Annotated in this window: 16 protein-coding genes; 11 read left to right on the top strand and 5 right to left on the bottom strand. The window is 45.0% G+C overall.

What is annotated here, in order from left to right; translation table 11 throughout:
* The first annotated feature begins 49 nt into the window (after positions 1-49).
* Entirely contained in the window at positions 50-892 is an 843-nt protein-coding gene (gene panC / locus Q3W13_RS08285) for a pantoate--beta-alanine ligase (protein ID WP_302862831.1), read from the top strand.
* Between the two features lie 448 nt (positions 893-1340).
* Entirely contained in the window at positions 1341-2780 is a 1440-nt protein-coding gene (locus Q3W13_RS08290) for a P-loop NTPase fold protein (RefSeq protein WP_302862834.1), read from the top strand.
* 212 nt (positions 2781-2992) lie between these two features.
* Here the strand turns inward: Q3W13_RS08290 and Q3W13_RS08295 are convergent, their stop codons facing one another.
* The 3 genes from Q3W13_RS08295 to Q3W13_RS08305 form a co-directional block, all read right to left on the bottom strand.
* Positions 2993-4054 (bottom strand): DUF6371 domain-containing protein, encoded by a 1062-nt coding sequence (locus Q3W13_RS08295; protein WP_302862836.1) that lies wholly within the window; start codon positions 4052-4054, stop codon positions 2993-2995.
* 253 nt (positions 4055-4307) lie between these two features.
* Positions 4308-5381: an AAA family ATPase gene (locus Q3W13_RS08300; protein WP_302862837.1), complete on the bottom strand. Its 1074-nt coding sequence runs from the start codon at positions 5379-5381 to the stop codon at positions 4308-4310.
* 263 nt (positions 5382-5644) lie between these two features.
* Entirely contained in the window at positions 5645-6571 is a 927-nt protein-coding gene (locus Q3W13_RS08305; RefSeq protein ID WP_302862840.1) for a 2-hydroxyacid dehydrogenase, read from the bottom strand.
* Positions 6572-6937: 366 nt separating this feature from the next.
* Between Q3W13_RS08305 and Q3W13_RS08310 the strand changes: the two genes are divergently transcribed.
* Positions 6938-7495 carry a hypothetical protein gene (locus Q3W13_RS08310; RefSeq protein WP_302862841.1) on the top strand — a complete coding sequence of 186 codons (558 nt, stop codon included), beginning with the start codon at positions 6938-6940 and terminating at the stop codon, positions 7493-7495.
* Here the strand turns inward: Q3W13_RS08310 and rsmA are convergent.
* Positions 7492-8280, bottom strand: a complete 789-nt coding sequence (gene rsmA / locus Q3W13_RS08315) for a 16S rRNA (adenine(1518)-N(6)/adenine(1519)-N(6))-dimethyltransferase RsmA (RefSeq protein ID WP_302862844.1) — start codon at positions 8278-8280, stop codon at positions 7492-7494. The genes Q3W13_RS08310 and rsmA overlap by 4 nt on opposite strands.
* Positions 8281-8491: 211 nt before the next feature.
* Between rsmA and pdxA the strand changes: the two genes are divergently transcribed.
* From pdxA to Q3W13_RS08340, 5 genes are all read left to right on the top strand, one after another.
* Positions 8492-9553 (top strand): 4-hydroxythreonine-4-phosphate dehydrogenase PdxA, encoded by a 1062-nt coding sequence (gene pdxA / locus Q3W13_RS08320; RefSeq protein WP_302862846.1) that lies wholly within the window; start codon positions 8492-8494, stop codon positions 9551-9553.
* A 209-nt stretch (positions 9554-9762) separates the two neighbouring features.
* Positions 9763-10164, top strand: coding sequence for a BlaI/MecI/CopY family transcriptional regulator (locus tag Q3W13_RS08325; protein WP_302862848.1), 402 nt, complete (start codon positions 9763-9765; stop codon positions 10162-10164).
* A 22-nt stretch (positions 10165-10186) separates the two neighbouring features.
* Positions 10187-12121, top strand: coding sequence for a M56 family metallopeptidase (locus tag Q3W13_RS08330; protein ID WP_302862850.1), 1935 nt, complete (start codon positions 10187-10189; stop codon positions 12119-12121).
* A 257-nt stretch (positions 12122-12378) separates the two neighbouring features.
* A complete protein-coding gene (locus tag Q3W13_RS08335) occupies positions 12379-13596 on the top strand; it encodes a HAMP domain-containing sensor histidine kinase (protein ID WP_302862852.1) in 1218 nt (405 codons plus the stop codon).
* Entirely contained in the window at positions 13571-14083 is a 513-nt protein-coding gene (locus Q3W13_RS08340; RefSeq protein ID WP_302862854.1) for a DinB family protein, read from the top strand. The genes Q3W13_RS08335 and Q3W13_RS08340 overlap by 26 nt, the downstream gene beginning before the upstream one ends.
* A gap of 160 nt (positions 14084-14243) precedes the next feature.
* On the opposite strand, the gene Q3W13_RS08345 is transcribed toward Q3W13_RS08340, so the two are convergent.
* Positions 14244-14636, bottom strand: coding sequence for a DUF6249 domain-containing protein (locus tag Q3W13_RS08345; protein WP_302862856.1), 393 nt, complete (start codon positions 14634-14636; stop codon positions 14244-14246).
* Between the two features lie 286 nt (positions 14637-14922).
* Here Q3W13_RS08345 and Q3W13_RS08350 point away from each other — a divergent pair, with 286 nt between their 5' ends.
* The 3 genes from Q3W13_RS08350 (at position 14923) to Q3W13_RS08360 (ending at position 17048) form a co-directional block, all read left to right on the top strand.
* Positions 14923-15561 carry an O-methyltransferase gene (locus Q3W13_RS08350; RefSeq protein WP_302862857.1) on the top strand — a complete coding sequence of 213 codons (639 nt, stop codon included), beginning with the start codon at positions 14923-14925 and terminating at the stop codon, positions 15559-15561.
* A gap of 3 nt (positions 15562-15564) precedes the next feature.
* Positions 15565-16116 (top strand): glucosaminidase domain-containing protein, encoded by a 552-nt coding sequence (locus Q3W13_RS08355; RefSeq protein ID WP_302862859.1) that lies wholly within the window; start codon positions 15565-15567, stop codon positions 16114-16116.
* Between the two features lie 101 nt (positions 16117-16217).
* Positions 16218-17048, top strand: a complete 831-nt coding sequence (locus Q3W13_RS08360; protein WP_302862861.1) for a glucosaminidase domain-containing protein — start codon at positions 16218-16220, stop codon at positions 17046-17048.
* Positions 17049-17072 lie beyond the last annotated feature (24 nt).

Raw genomic sequence — 17072 nt, forward strand, 5'->3', positions numbered from 1 at the left:
TAAATAAAAATCAATTGCTCACCTTTGCCGGATTTTTAATAACTGGGTATTGAAAACATTTACAACCAAACAGCCCGTACATCAATATCTCCTTCAGCTTAAGGCAACGGGCAAAAGTATTGGTTTTGTGGCCACTATGGGCGCGCTGCACCAGGGGCACCTCTCGCTCATCCAACTGGCTAAACAGCAGAATGATATTGTTGTTTGCAGCATTTTTGTAAACCCCACCCAGTTTAACGACCCCAAAGACCTGGAGAAATACCCCCGCACACTGGATGCCGACAGCCGTTTGCTTGAAGGCGCAGGATGCGATGTTTTGTTTGCGCCCGGGGTAAACCAGATGTATGATGATAATGAACAATGGCATTTAAACATCGGCGAAACCGAGCACCTGCTGGAAGGCGAGTTTCGCCCGGGGCATTACCAGGGCGTTACGCAGGTAGTGTATAAGCTGTTCAATATCATTCCTGCCGGCAGGGCTTACTTCGGCCAGAAGGATTACCAGCAGTTTTTAATCATCAGCAAAATGGTGCAGATGCTGAAGCTGCCCGTTGAACTGGTGATGTGCCCCATTATGCGCGAACCCGGCGGACTGGCCATGAGCTCGCGCAACGTACATCTTTCCGCAGACGACCGGCAGCATGCTTTGGTACTATCAGGAACGCTGAACCACATTAAAGATAAATTTACCCCCGATAATATTGCCGCTTTAAAGCAGGAAGCCGCCCAACTGATTAATGCCGAACCCGGCGTAGCGCTGGAATACTTTGAAATTGCCGACGGCGAAACGCTGCATGAAGCTACCCCTCAAAGCAAAACCATTGTAGCCCTGGTAGCCGCAAAAGTGGGTAACACCAGGCTGATTGATAATGTGGTTTTGGCGGGTGGTTGAATGGGGAGTGGTTGAGTTGGCTAATAAATTAGCTGTTTGTTCCGTTCGCTGATTGTTCGAAACATTCCGTACAAGGTGAAACAGCAATGGGTACTTCGCTAAACGTGTTTCAGGTTGTTTCAGTGTGTTCGGCACAGGGAGAGAACGGAACAGGATTAAATAGCCGGGACTGTTTTACCGTTTGTATTGATTTCAATTTAATACTGTAAAGACCTGACCTCCCGCCCGAAATAGTTTCTCAATATAATTCCTGTATTGTTTGTTCCGTTCGCTGATTGTTCGAAACATTGCGGACAAGGTGAAACAGCAATGGGTACTTCGCTAAACGTGTTTCAGGTTGTTTCAGCGTGTTCGGCACAGGGAGAGAACGGAACAAGATTATGGCCGTTTTTGACTGTTTGCTTATATTAGACAGTTAATTGTTATATTAGATACCTAAACCGAGCAAATGGAGCACATTGATATATCAGATCAACTTGAGCTTTTCAAAGAGCACATTGAAAATAGCAAAAACTTAAGAATAATTGTATCGGGGCCATTTGGAAGTGGCAAAACATACTTTCTGGACAAGTTTTTCGATAATAATACGGCATATAATTTAATTAAGCTATATCCTGTTAACTACTCAGTTGCAAGCAATGAGGATATTTTTCAGCTGATTAAATTCGACGTTTTATTTGAGCTACTGTGTAATCCTGGGGTTGAATTCAACAAAGAATATTTTGATAATTTTTTAACCGGTCAGCTGTTTGTTCAACAAAATGCATTTGACATAATAAAGCCGTTGATTGAAAAAATTCCTAAAATTGGAAAAGCTACAGCAACGGCTGCTGATACCTTGATTAAGTTTAGTGAAAAATATGAAGAATTTCATAAAGATGTACAAGTTGACGATTTTAAAAAAGCTACAGATTTTATAAAAAAAATAAAAAATGCTATAGCTTCGGTCGAAGAAGACTCAATCACAGAATTAATTAGAGCATCTATACAATCCTTATCCGTAGAAAATAAAGAGACAGTTTTATTAATTGACGACCTTGACCGTATAGACCCGGAACACATTTTTAGGATTTTAAATGTTTTTTCATCTCATTTTGACAGCCATACAAACGGGAATAAATTCTTTTTCGACAAAATCATCCTGGTTTGCGACGTTGAAAACATCAGGACAATCTTTCATAACCGATATGGTTCAAATATTGACTTTTCCGGATATATTGATAAGTTTTATTCGAGAAACATTTTCAGGTTCAATAATAATTTGAACATAGAGCAATTCATAGAACGGAGTATTCAATTAATTGATGGAAATGATGTTTTTAACCATGCATTAGGCATACGTGAAGGCTCAAGTCAATACTTTTTTTTAGTTTGTATTTTAAAGGATTTGCTAGCTCGCCATTATATCAACTTGCGAAAGCTACGCGGACTGGAAAAAATGCCGTTTGCCAAAGTAAATAGTATAAGTGCATCTTTACCCGGAGGAAACCGCCTTTCCAGAACCGAACATCCAATCATTGTAATTATCGAGTTATTAATAGACATTCTGGGGAGCAAAAAAGTATTATTAGAAGCCGTAAACGATTTGCAAAACTTTAATGCGTCTGTTGAATCACAATCTAAGATATTCGCGGGCTTAATGCTCCCACTTTTAGGCATAAAGGAAAACAGGTTAGATTCCGGCCAGATATGTAGTTTTTTTAATCCCGAAAAAAACAAGCCTTTTAAGTATAGATTATGGGAAACTCGAGATAAAGTATTTTATGCAGATTTTAACCTGCAAGATCACGGTTATGAACCAAGCCTGGATTTTGATACACATCAAATCAACGTATTAAATCTTTTTTTACAATTGATACAGCAACTTGATAAATATAAAGTGATTTAATTGCTGTTTATCGGTATCAGTATTAGATATACTAAGCCATCACCCATGATGAGACTGTAACCGTAGATATTTGTTCCGTTCGCTAATTGTGCGAAACATTCCGAACAGGGTGAAACAGCAATGGGTATTTCGCTAAAGTTGTTTCAGGTTGTTTCAGTGTGTCCGGCACAACAAGAGAACGGAACAAGAGGCATCGTCTTAATCCTTTGTCATCAAAATGGCGGTTCGGTGGGATAGCTGCCCTTTGGCGGGATGATGTAGTGTTTGGTTTCTTTCAGCACATCGGCAATGTCCAGCCCGTTAACCTTATCAAATGCGCTGGCTTTCTTTTCCAGCAGCGATGATACGCTGATCTGCATGCCCGGAAATTCCTTTTTAATGGCATCTGCTTTAATCTTCCAAAAATCATAAGCATTTACATCCGGAAACAGCATTACACTGCGCTTTTTAAGTATGCTTAACCTTTGCGGCGTAAGGTTGCTTAATCCGCCGGTTGCCAGCCACAAATAGTCGGGGCAGTAGTGCGATGCAATGATGGCAGTTTTCTCGCTTTCAACCACCGCCACCGATTTACCGGGGAACTGCGCCAGCAGGTGCTCACCGAAAAGGCATTGCTTCAATACAAAGTTTCTGGGCGGCAGCTGGGCAAGCTTAAATACATCAGTGGCCTTGTGTACGCAAAATAAACCTTCGCATTGGCATAGTTTACTCCTTTCCTTCAGCAGCAGGCTGTGCATCCAGGTTACATGGTTGTAGGGCTCTTTTACCCTTTTGCCGGTAACAGCATCATACAGCATTACCTTGCCGGTACGTACCAGGTTGCGTGTATCGATATACCAGAAAACGGTTGCGCCGTCCCAATGGTCTGATGTGCCGATGCAATACATCTGCTTTAGCCGCTGACTTTCGTCGTACCCGAACTTTTTGTACAGGTAAGCGGTAAAGTTATCGGGGTCGCTTTCAATAGTGCGGGCAAGCCAGCGGGGGTCAATGGTACAGCGTTCATCGGGTATGGGCGGGGGTGGTGCAGGCCTGTTTTTAAATGTTGAAATAAATGCCCTGCTGTTATTGCTGCCGTGCTGCATAAAATAGTCTTTTGGTTTATAGTGATAGCCGCAGTTAAGCTCCCGGTCGCAGCGGCCAACGTCTTCGTGCAGGTATTCGCCGGTTTCGGTATCAATATAACGGGTAAAAGTTTTGTTGCGGTGCTGGCACTCCGGGCATTTAAAACGGCTGTGCGGCCCGCTGTAGGGTTGTAGTGTGTAACGGTACATGGGGGTGTGGGTTTGGTAGTTAGTCTAGTCCATAGACCATGGTTAGTAATTAGTCCATGGTCCATAGACCATAGTCCATGGTTAGGATTGATTTTAAATTAGGATGGTAGCTTTTTGACTATGGACTATCGTCTATGGTTAGAATTGATTTTTAAATTAGGATGGTAGCTTTTTGACTATGAGCTATCGTCTATGGACTATGGTCTATCGACTATGGACTATGGACTATGGACTATGGACTATGGACTATCGACTATGATCTATCGTCCATGGATTTTAACAGCCGGTTTACTTTACTGAACGATATGCCCAGTTGGTAGCCTATCTGGCGCAGGGTGAGTCCTTGTTTGCGCAGTTCGGCTGCATCGGCGGCTAACTGATTGCGTTCGTTATCGTCCTTTGCGCGCAGGTGTTCGTTTTCGCTGCTGTAACCTTTAAAGGCATAATGTAAAAAGTTATCAGGCTTATGCAGGTCGAACACGCATACATTTTTATCGCCATAAACCTGTTCGGTATTGCGTTGCTTTATTTGTTTAATGTAGCGGGTATCGGGGCTGTTGTTGCTGTCGCCAATGGCAAACGAGCTGTCGCAAAAGTTCATCAGCATTTTACTTCCCTGCAAATCATTACTGGTAATAGGCCTGCTTTTATCGCGCTTGGGGGTATGGGCCAGCGCCAGTATGCTCAGGTTATATTTATTTTTTAACGATTTTAGCTGCTTCATTAATGGCAGGGCGTCTCTTGCCTGCTCGGTTTCGCTGCGCATGTAGGTAATGTTATCAATTATCAGTATGCGGGTATCATATTGTATAATGGCCTCTTCCAATGCCCGGTACAGGTAAACCTCCAGTTCGTTTTCGTTATAGCTGGCGGATGGGTCGGGGTTGAGGTCGGCACGGTAAAAGTGCTCTTCAAAACGGTAATGCTTTTGCCAGTCGTGCGTGTAGCGGGCTTCCAGCTGCTTGTCATTCAGCTCAAAATCGCAGTAAAGCACCGGCTGTTTGTCGCCCTCGTAGGTAAACGGTTCAATGCTGGTGCCTGTACTGATGCTGTTACCGATTTGAATAGCCAGTACCGATTTACCCAGGTTACTGTCAGCAAATAAAATACAAAGCTCGCCTTCGTACCAAAACTTGCCGAAAAGCATTTGAGGGACCGGCCGGCTGGCGGCCTCTTCAATACAGTTATTAAATGTGCGGATACGCAGCATGCCATCGGTGCGGGGTTGCTGCATCTGGGTTTCAAGGCGGCTGCACTCTGCTTTAAGCTCCTCGGGGGCTACCATCAGCTTTCGCCAGTCGTAGGGTTGTTCGTTTAAGTTTTCCATTTATTTTTTATTAAGATTTTTGCTTGTTTCATCCTGTTTCAGGTTGTCCGGAACGCAAAGCGAACGGAACAAGGCAGCGCGGGGAGCACTGTAAATTTGATACCAGGAAATAAAGGGTTACCGGTTAATTACCCGTAGCCTATCAGACCTTACAAATGTAAAGAAATATCTGTAATAAAAAAGAAATGTATGTATTTTTTTTGTTCCGTTCTCTTTTTGTCCGGCACAAGGTGAAACAAGGCGGAACAAAACGGGCTAAACTATCAACTATACGCCGCCAGCTTTTCGCCCATAACCTCGCTGATCTTGCGGTACGATTCAAACGTCCAGCCGGCTACGTGAGGGGTGAGCAGCACTTTGCCGCAGTGAATTAATTCATCAAACCACTCCTGTTCGGCAAGCGCCGGGAATTTCTCTACTTCAAGCACATCCAGAGCGGCCCCTAATATTTTGCCTTGCTTAATGGCGTTCAGCACCGCCCTCACCTGTGCAGTTTTTCCGCGTGAAGTGTTGATGAAGAACACCGGCTTTTTAAAATGAAAGAGGTATTCCTCGCTTACCAGCGCTTCGGTTTCTTTGGTGAGCGGCACATGCAGGCTTAACACATCGCTGTGCTTTACTATCTCCTCCATGCTTACCTCGCGGGCATAAGCATCGCTGAAACCGGTTTTATATTTATCGTAGGCAATAACATTTACCTCAAACCCCGAAAGCTTTTTAGCGAAGCTGCGGCCCATAAAACCATAACCAATTATGCCAACGGTTTTGCCTTTCAGCTCGTAACCACGGTTGGCTTCGCGCTGCCAGCTGCCGGAGCGGATCTGCCGGTCGGCGGCGTTAAAATTGTTCATTAACGAAAGCAGCATGCCAACAGCATGTTCGCCCACAGCGTCCATATTGCCTTCGGGAGCATTGATCAGGGCGATGTTCTTCTCGGCGGCATAGGCTTCGTCAATATTATCCATACCTGCGCCTGCACGGCAAACAAAACGCAGATTAGCGGCAGCGTCAATCACCTTCCTGTCGACGTTAAATTTGGAGCGGATGACCAAACCGGCATAATCGCCGATAATTTCTAAAGCTTCAGCAGCGGTTATGGTAGGCCGGTAATCGCACACGTAGCCTTTGGCTTCGGCCATTTCAATAAATACGGGGTGTATATCGTCGGCAATGAGGATGTTGTTTTTCAAATGAGTATTTTTAAAGGGGCAAATTTATTAATAATTATTACAGGACATTAGCCCCCTCTAAATCTTCCCCGGTTGGGGAGACTTTAGCTTAGGGATATATTAAGCCCTTCCTTCCGGGGAGGGTTTGGGTGGGGCTAAAACCAGCATATTTATATTTTTTAGACAGCTTCGGAAGAGATTAAAGGGATGGATTTTGCGCAATTTTCTGACTATCTGCAAAAAAGCAAAGCTAAATTGGTTGCCAAACCATAGGCAAGCTGCTTAACCATTAGATCACTAAACGCCGAAATATACTATTTTAAAACAGCCGCGTTAATAGTACTGTTATAGTTACCGAAGGTTAAACCTTCCAGATATTCGATCAAGATGAGATTAAGAAGATTACGTTCCGGTGTGAAGATACAGGCCAGCAGGCTGTCGGAACAGGGATTCAGGCAGATATTCGACCGCATTAACCAACTCAGTATAAAAAACGGCGTTGATAAATTAGGCCTCGATAAGTTTATAGAGCAATGCGCATACCTGGCGGCAGGCTCCGGGGCCATATCCGGCACGGGCGGCGTGGTCACCATGATTGTTGGCGTCCCGCTTGACTTTGTGAACCTGATCACCCAGCAGTTCCGCGTTACCATGGCCATAATGTATGCGGCACGCGGGCATTACCAGGTAAACTTTGAGGAATTTATGCAGTTTATTGCCACCTCGCTAAAGGTTGAGGCAGGCGTTACGCTTACCAAAAGCATGCTGGAGCGCGTTGCCGAAAAGCTGCTGATGATACTGGGCACGCGCACCGCCGAGCGGCTTATACCCATAGTAGGTGCGGCAATAGGCGGCGCTGCCAATTATATGTTCATCAAACGCATGGCGCAATCGGTTAAAGAGATGGAGAATTTTATTGAACCGGTGGTGGTAGAGGTTTCTTAAGCTATCTGCCTGCTTTCCGCAATCTTGTTCGTCAGGTTCACAAAATCAGCAACACTCAGCCTTTCGGCTCTCAGATCGAGCAGGGGCTCATCAGCCATTTTCTCTTTATTGATCAATGAGGACACCGCATTGCGAAGGGTTTTGCGCCGCTGGTTAAACCCGGCCTTTACCACCTGCCAGAAAAGCTTTTCGTCGCATCCGAGCGTTTTCACATCATTTCTGGTCAGCCTGATCACTGCCGATAACACCTTTGGCGGCGGGTTAAATACGCCCGCTTTAACGGTAAACAGGTACTCAACCTTATAATAAGCCTGCAAAAACACGCTCAGTATGCCATACTCCTTGCTGCCGGGCTTTGCATTGCAGCGTTCGGCTACTTCTTTCTGAAACATGCCGACCACCTCAACCACCTGCTGCCGGTTATCGAGCACTTTAAATAATATCTGGGAGGATATGTTGTACGGGAAGTTCCCGATAATACCCATCGGCCCGCTAAAATGGGCTGCGAAATCCAGTTCTAAAAAGTCGGCGTTAATCAGGCGCTCACCCAGCAACGGGTATTTCTTTTGAAGATACTCGTAAGATTCGGTGTCGATATCGATCAGCGAAACCTCTAAATCTTTCTTTTGCAGCAAAAAATCAGACAAGATGCCCATCCCGGGGCCTACTTCCAATACCTGGCTGTAGCCCAGCGCCGGCCGCAGACTGTCTACAATTTTTGCAGCTATGTTTTTATCAGTAAGAAAATGCTGACCGAGATGTTTTTTTGCTCTTACCAATGACATTATTACTCAAATATTTGAGCAAATTAAGGCATATTTGTGCTTTAATAAGAAAGTTATCTTTTAATTTGCGGTGTTGAAGCAGAAGGCGCAAAGCAAAAAGCTGAAAGCAAAACAATAGATTAAGCAAAATATCCGCCGTAAAAATCAAAGAAATCACCCCAATCAATCGGTGAAATCATTTTCAAATCGGTGTTATCACATATAAAATAATATGGGCGAGAAAATAAAAATAGGTATCAGCATAGGCGATGTAAACGGGATAGGTCTTGAAATTATAATTAAAGCCCTGGCTGATAGCCGCATTTACGATTATTGCACCCCTGTTGTTTATGGCCATACCAAGGTGGCATCGTTTTACCGCCGTACAACTACTATTGAAGATCTTAATTTTTTTGTGATCAACAGTCCGGCCGACACCCGGAAAGAACACCGCAAGCCCAATATGATTAATTGCTGGGACGAGGATGTAAAGATTGAGCCCGGCGTGGCGAACAGCGAGGTGGGTAAATATGCCTTTAAATCCTTAGAGCGTGCTACGGCAGATTTAATTGCAGGCCATATTGACGCACTGGTTACGGCCCCCATTAATAAAGATACCATTCAAAGCGAGCAGTTTAATTTCCCCGGTCATACCGAATATTTGCAGGAACGCTGCGGCGCCGCCGACTCATTGATGTTTTTGGTGAGCGACACGCTGAAAGTAGGCGTTGTAACGGGGCATATCCCACTGGCAAAGGTTGCTGAAAGCATTACCATCCCCAAAATTGTGGCCAAACTTAAGCTGATGGATGCCAGTTTAAAAACCGATTTTTGGATACGCAAGCCCAAGATTGCCGTGCTTGGCCTTAACCCCCATGCCGGAGACAATGGTTTAATAGGAACCGAAGAACAAACGATAATTACGCCTGCCATTGAGGAAGCCCGGAACAATAACATTCTGGCTTTCGGCCCTTATGCCGCCGATGGCTTTTTTGCCAATGGTACCTACCTTCAGTTCGACGCAGTGTTGGCCATGTACCACGATCAGGGACTTATACCATTCAAGCATATCGCGTTTGAATCGGGCGTTAATTTTACCGCAGGGTTAAACTTTGTACGCACCTCGCCAGACCATGGCACTGCTTATGATATAGCCGGAAAAAACCAGGCATCAGAAGTCTCTTTCCGCGAGGCTATGTTTACCGCCATGCACATTGTAAAACGCCGCCGCGAAGGTCTTGAGCTGCAGGAAAACCCGCTGGCATTTACCAAGCTAAGCCGCGACAGGGACTAATAGCTCATTACGCCAATTAATATTACAAATATCCGCAGGCCGGTCAGGTTTGTGTTAACTGCCGGTTTAAGTTATAAAAGCCAGGGATCCGCTAAGATTTCTGGCTTTTTTGTTTCATCCGGTTTTCCCGGCAATAGGTGAAAATCACTTTCCCGAAAAAAAATTAAGGTTAGTATTGTTTCGTACGAAAAATTTCCTACGTTTGTATTATGAATTCAGAACAGGAAAAAAACAGCCGCAAATTCGATCCGACAAAATCAGAGCTGGAGATATTGCAGGTGCTTTGGGAATACGGCCCGTCTACAGTGCGCTTTGTGAATGATAAGCTGAATGAGCAAAAGGACGTGAATTACACCTCTACTTTAAAGCTGATGCAGATTATGGTGGATAAGGAGATACTTAAGCGTGATGAAAGCCAGATGAAACATGTTTATCACGTGATTGAGGACGAGCAAAAAACCAAAAATCACCTGCTGAATAAGTTTGTAGAGTCGATGTATAAAGGCTCATCAGGCAATTTGGTGATGCAGATCCTGGGCAACAACACCCCGTCGAAAGAGGACCTGCGGGCCATAAAGGAATTATTAAACAAGCTGGATAAAGACCAGTAGAAAACTCATAAATAAACCAAAGATGGAACTAACAGCAACAGGCGGCATATCAGGCGGTCAGCTCATAAAAGCGTTAGGCAACACATTAATGCATTCGTTATGGCAGGGCGTATTGCTGGCTATAGCCGCGGGCTTAATCATCAGCCTTACGCGAAAACAAACGGCAGCACTCAGGTATAACCTGTTGCTTACAGCCCTGCTGTTATTTACCGGTGGGGTTATCATTACCTTTTTATGGCAGCTGCAACCGGCATCCGGCGCGCACGAGGTAACAAACATAACTGCGGCATCGCCTGCTCTTAACGGCGCAGCTAATGCGCAACCGGTGATTGTATATAATGAAGCAAAACCTGTTTTAACAGCTATGTTGCTGACGTATTTTAACCGGTATTGCAATATGATTGTAATGGTTTGGTTTTTAATTATTTGTATTAAAAGCATTAAACTGGCGGCCGGTGTGTACGAAGTTTACCAGTTAAGGCGTATTAAAATTACCCCCGTAAGCAAGTATTGGGAAGATAAATTAGCGCAGCTATCCGCGCAGCTTAAAATAAAACAAGTTATTGATATTGCAGAGTCTGGCATGGCGAAAGTGCCGATGGTGATTGGCCACCTTAAGCCTTTGATCCTTATCCCGGTGGGCTTTATTAACGCCCTTACTACGGATGAAGTAGAGGCGATACTGGCGCACGAACTGGCCCATATCCGCCGCCGCGATTACCTGGTAAATCTGCTGCAAAGCTTTATGGAGATCGTATTCTTTTTCAACCCGGCCGTTTTGTGGATCTCTGAACTGATTAAAGCCGAACGCGAAAACTGCTGCGACGACATAGCGATAGCCTGCACCAATAGCAAATACGGCTACATACAGGCGCTGTTAAGCTGCCAGGAATATCAGCCTTCCCCCGGCCTCGGTATGGCTATGGCCGGACAAAAAAGCAACCTGCTCGACAGGGTGAAACGAATAGTAAACAATAACAACCAATCATTAAACATCATGGAAAAAACACTGCTTACCATAGGTTTGGTAGCTGCCGGTATATGTACAGTTGCATTTTCATCGGCAAAAAAAGAGATTAAGGCTGATCCTATCCACCAAATCGCCGCTAAAAAGCTAACCAGACCGGCCGTTATAGCCGCCGCTCAACCGATGCTATCAAAAACCGCGGTCAGGGCCGCCCTTTCTGCCGGCAAAAATGCTGTGAATGTATCCGCTGCCAGCCAGGCGCAACCGGCAGCCGGATTAAACCCATATACACAGCCAAAAGAAGCAGAAGCGCCTGCCGATACCGTAAGAGGCGGGACTTACCTGTACAAACCGTCGGATTTTGTTGATGGTACTACGATGAAGGTTATGGCAAGCAAGGACGGCAAAAAACAAACGGCTTACCTTTTTAAACGGGATGGCATTTTATACCAGTTTTTTATGAAAGGAACCCATGCCACGGCCGTATACGTTAATGGCGAACAAAAACCGGTGAGCCAGTATCAGTCTAAAATTGATGAATTAATAGAAGAGTATGACGATATTGCCGCAGCGCCTGTACCCCCGGTTCCGCCGGTAAATGCAATGGAAGCCTTGCAGCCGCCAAAACCTGCGAAAATGGTTCCGCCAGTGTTGGCAATGCAGCCGCCTGCACCCTTAAAGCCAATGACGGCCGCTTTGGCTATGGCAAAACCAATGCCTCCGATGAAACCGATGCCGCCAATGGCAATGATAGCTCCAATGAAACCGCTGCCACCGGTTAAAATGGACACCATGTTTACCATAATTACCCAATCGCTTATAAAACAGGGCGTAATTAAAGACAAAAACGATTATGACTTAGACATCAATAACAAGTATCTGTCGGTTGACGGGGTTAAGCAACCGGAAGAATTACACAAGCAGGTGCTTGATAAGCTAAAGATAAAGCCGGGCGATAAAGTGAACTGGCATTTCAGCAAGCATGAGTAAAATAACGTCAAAATAAAAGCATCCACGGGGCCGGGCAATTAAGCCTGGCCTTTGTTTTAACAGATTAAATCCGTTGCGTCACGGTATCGCTCTTATACAACAGTTGATAGCGGGGCTACTGCCGCAGCAGCAACCAGAGATACGGCCGCCTGCGTTCCATAATTTTCCGTATTTTGGGCCGTTTTAGGAAAGCTGTCTTCCGGATTCTCCGTCTTTCGGACTTTACGGGCTTGCGGGCTTTTCGGACTTCTTCAAACATGAATCCATACCAACAAAAAAAACGCTGGAAATATTTGTTACTGGTCTTCGCGGTAGTTATTGCCAGCGGCTCCCTGCTTTATACCAGCCACCTGGCACGTAACATTGCACGGTCTGAGCGGACACGCGCAGAGGTATGGGCGCTGAGCATGAAGCAGCTTTTACAGTCGGATGATGACGATTTTTTAAGCTATACTTATGCTGTTCGGGATAGCCTGAGCGTACCGGCCATTGTTACCAACAGTAAGGGCGAGGTTCAGTTTACCCGTGGACTCGACCCAACTAAAACCCATATTAAGCTGGAGGCCGAAACCAACAAGGCAAAAACATACGACCCTGAATACTTTAAACGCGAGCTGGCGTATATGAAAGAACAGCATTCGCCAATAAAATATAAAGTTTACGGAGAGCAGTGGCTGGTTTATTATAAAGACTCGGCCTTGCTTACACAGCTTAAATTCTTCCCGTATATACAGCTTTCGGTGATCGCCATCTTTTTGCTGATGGCTTATACGGCATTCAGCTCCTCGCGCAAATCGGAGCAGAACCAGGTTTGGGTAGGCCTGGCCAAGGAAACCGCCCACCAGCTTGGCACGCCAATATCATCGTTAATGGCATGGATCGAACTGATGAAGGAAAAATTCAACGCTACCGACGATGCCCTTATTGCCGAGATGGAGAACGATGTAAAACGCCTCGAAATAGTAGCCGACCGCTTCTCGAAAATAGGCTCGACGCCTAAATTGGAGGAGCACAAGGTTTACGAGGTAGTAAAGGATTTTGTGGATTATTTTAAAGTGCGGGTAAGCAAAAACATCAGCTTTGAGCTTAGCGGCAACCCCCATTTACAGGCCGGCCTTAATGTGCCGTTGTTTGATTGGGTACTTGAGAATCTGTTAAAAAACGCGGTAAACGCCATTGAAGGCAAGGGAAGCATTAAGGTTGATGTTTCGGGCAATAAGATAAAAAAACAGGTTTTTATTGATGTAACCGACACAGGCAAGGGCATCCCGCGCTCCAAGTTCGATACGGTTTTTCAGCCGGGTTATACCACACGCAAGCGGGGCTGGGGCCTGGGCCTCTCGTTAACCAAAAGAATGATAGAGAGCTACCACGGCGGGCAGATATTTGTAAAGGATTCGGAGGTTGGGAAAGGCACAACATTTAGGATTATCTTAAAAAATATACGACATGATAAACAGACCAAACGCCGATGAGTACTCGGAGTATGCAGCACGCTACATTAGCCTGGTAGGCAGCGGGCAGATAGTGGACATTCTTGAACAACAAAAAGAAGAAAGCTACAGGCTATTTACGGGTATAGGCGAGGAAAAATCGAAATATGCCTATGCCGAAGGTAAATGGACGATTAAACAGATGATTGGCCACATGGCAGATACCGAGCGGATATTTGCTTACCGTGCGCTTGTTTTTTCGCATGAGTCTGTTACTCTTCCGGGGTTCGACCAGGACGTTTACATGCAAAAGGCCACTTTTAACGACCGGCCGCTTGAAGATTTGGTAAATGAATTTAAAACAGTACGCGAGGCCAGCATTTACCTGTTTAAGTGGATGACCGATGAACAATCCAAACAGAAAGGAATCGCCAGCGGGAGCCCGTTTTCACCGAGAGCTTATGCTTACATGATAGCCGGTCATGAGCTGTATCATTGGAATGTGCTTAAGGAACGGTATGGGATATAGCTTTTTGAGTTGATTGAGTTGGATTAAGTTATCACGGAGAGCGGGATCGCCTTAGCCGGTAACAGCGAAACGTTTCAGACGCCCCGCTGCTACACTTAAATCATTCGTTGGGTTTACTTTAACTTAATCAACCTAATCCAACTTAATCAACCGCTACAAATTACTCTTCCAGTTTATTCCCGCCATTTTTATCCGACTCTTTCTTTTCCATCAGGAAAGAAACGAACAGGCCTGCGCCGCCAAATATGGCTATCAGGGCAAAGTAGATGGCAACATTGCCGTCGTTATCGAAGTCGTTAGCCATGTGCTTGAATACTGTATGGTCTAACAAGTAGGAGAAGAACAGTCCAGCGCCTGCACCTATCAATAAAAGGCCCCATTTTAACGTTTGAAAAGGCGCCGATTGCGGCTTATACCGGCGTGGGTCCATTCCGCGCTCGATCATCGCCATTCTTTCTCTTTTGGCCAAATAAACTATGCCAAAAATCATTGCAAAAAGGGCGGTTGGAATTATTATGCCTGCCATTACCCCAAGTTCTCCGGTTCTGTCCATGATGTTTTATGTTTTAAGTTAATAAAGTGCTTATTTATTTCACCGTCCATCGGTGTATTTGTAGGTTATGACCACATTTTTTTTGAGGAGGTTACAGTTAATTTGAAAAAAGTTGTAATAGTTGTAATCGTTGCAGTGATCCGGTTGCCTGCAACGGTTGTATAGTTTTGGATATTGTAGTTATTGTGCTGATTAAGAATCTTTTACAACGACTAGCCGGTAACGGCAAACAGCCGGCTAAAGGGTAAGATTTGGCCTTAATGAAAAAATTCCTACCTTTGCCGCCATGGAAATTTTGGATGCTACACTCCAAACGTACCTGGATGCCCACTGTGAACCCGAGCCCGAAGCGCTTCAGTTCATCAACCGGGAAACCTACTTAAAGGTGCTGCGGCCGCATATGCTGTCGGGGCATTACCAGGGGCGGGTGCTTAGTTTCCTCAGCAAGATGGTGCAGCCCAAGCACATCCTGGAGGTGGGCACCTTTACCGGTTATGCCACCATCTGCCTGGCCGAAGGCTTAACCGAAGACGGCGAAATCCATACCATAGAAGTGAACCGCGAGCTGGAAGAGATGCTCAATTCACATTTTAAGCTAACAAGTGTTGGCAAAAAAATAAAACAGCATTTTGGCGATGCTACAGCTATAATTCCGGTTTTACCGGTTGATAGCTGGGATTTGGTGTTTATTGATGCTGATAAAAAGAATAATTATACCTATTTTCAACTCGTAATAGATAAAGTAAGACCAGGAGGTTTAATAATAATTGACAACGTGTTGTGGAAAGGCAAGGTGTATGGCGACGAAAAAGATGCCGACACGGAGCTTATCCGGCAACTAAATGACCAAATTTCCGTAGACAGCCGCGTAGAAAAAATGATTTTGCCCGTGCGTGATGGATTGCTGGTCATCAGAAAAAAGTAGATTATGAAAAAACTCGTACTAATTACAGCGTTGCTGGGCACAGCATTAATGGCTGCTGCACAAAAGAACACCCCAAAATCATACGTAGAACAGCATAAGGATGATGCGATCCGCATTATGCACCAAACCGGTGTGCCTGCAAGCATAGTATTGGGTGTGGCTATGCATGAGTCGGGTTGCGGTAACAGCAAGCTGGCGCAAAAACTGAATAACCAGTTTGGCGTTAAAGGCGGCGGCGGAGCTGTTTACTACGATAAACACAACAAGCCTGTAAAAACCAAATACAAACGTTATGAGTCCGTACTGGAGTCGTTCCAGGATTTTGCCCGCATCATGACAGAGCGCAGCGAATTCCGCGGCCTTGCAGATAAGTTCAGCCATTTTGATTACATGGGCTGGGCAAAAGGCATCCAGAAACGCGGCTATTGCAGCAGCCATACCTGGGCATCGCAGGTAATGGGTATCATCAAAAAATATCAGCTTTATAATTTCGATGAAAATCCGGCCACTGCCGAAAACGAGCCAAACCAGGCCGAGATTGCACAAAATCGTTAAAAATCAGCATAAAGCGAAACCTGCTTATCTACAATTGCGTTATAAGTCACTAATTGCAGCCGGGGCAAACCGGGCTGGTTGATATTGATTTATTATTGAAGATGAGGAAGATCATATACGTATGGATGGGGTTGCTTTTGATAACGGCATGCTCGGCACGCAAAGGGGCAACCAAAGATAAAATTGCGCGAAAGAATAACCGCAGCATTCAGCAATTGCGCGGCGATGCGGCCAACTACACCCCCATAACTTCGTTACAGTATATTGAACGCTATAAGGACATTGCCATAAAGGAAATGAACCTGTATGGCATACCTGCAAGCATAACCCTTGCCCAGGGCCTGTTTGAAAGCGGCAGCGGCAATGGCGACCTGGCCCGTTATGCCAATAATCATTTCGGCATAAAAACGTCGCCAGCATGGACGGGCAAAGTGTATTATAAAGACGATGATAACCACAACGACAGCTTCCGCGTTTACGACAGGCCGGAAGATTCGTTCCGCGACCATTCCCTTTTCCTCCAAAAGAAAAATTACGCACACCTTTTCGAGCTTGATAAAAATGATTACAAAGGCTGGGCCTACGGATTAAAAAAAGGCGGTTATGCCACTAACCCCAAATATCCGCAGCTGCTGATCGGCATTATTGAAAAATATAACCTCGACAGGTTTGACAGCCCGGAAGGCAGCGAGGTAGCCAAAATAAAACGTGTAGACAAAGTATTTACTACGATAGATAAAAAGGAAGATAAAGCAATAAACGATTCAATACAAAACCCGCCTGTCGCTGCAAAATTTTATACCATTAAGCGCGGCGACACTTTGTACAATATTTCCAAACGCTTTAATGTTGATATTGACAGCCTGAAAGCGATGAACAACCTTGACGGCAATAATATTAAGATAGGGCAAAAGATAATGCTGACGAAATAGCGTAATATTAATACACTTTTTGGC

It is taken from the genome of Mucilaginibacter sp. L3T2-6 (genome assembly GCF_030519355.1).
Lineage (GTDB): Bacteria > Bacteroidota > Bacteroidia > Sphingobacteriales > Sphingobacteriaceae > Mucilaginibacter.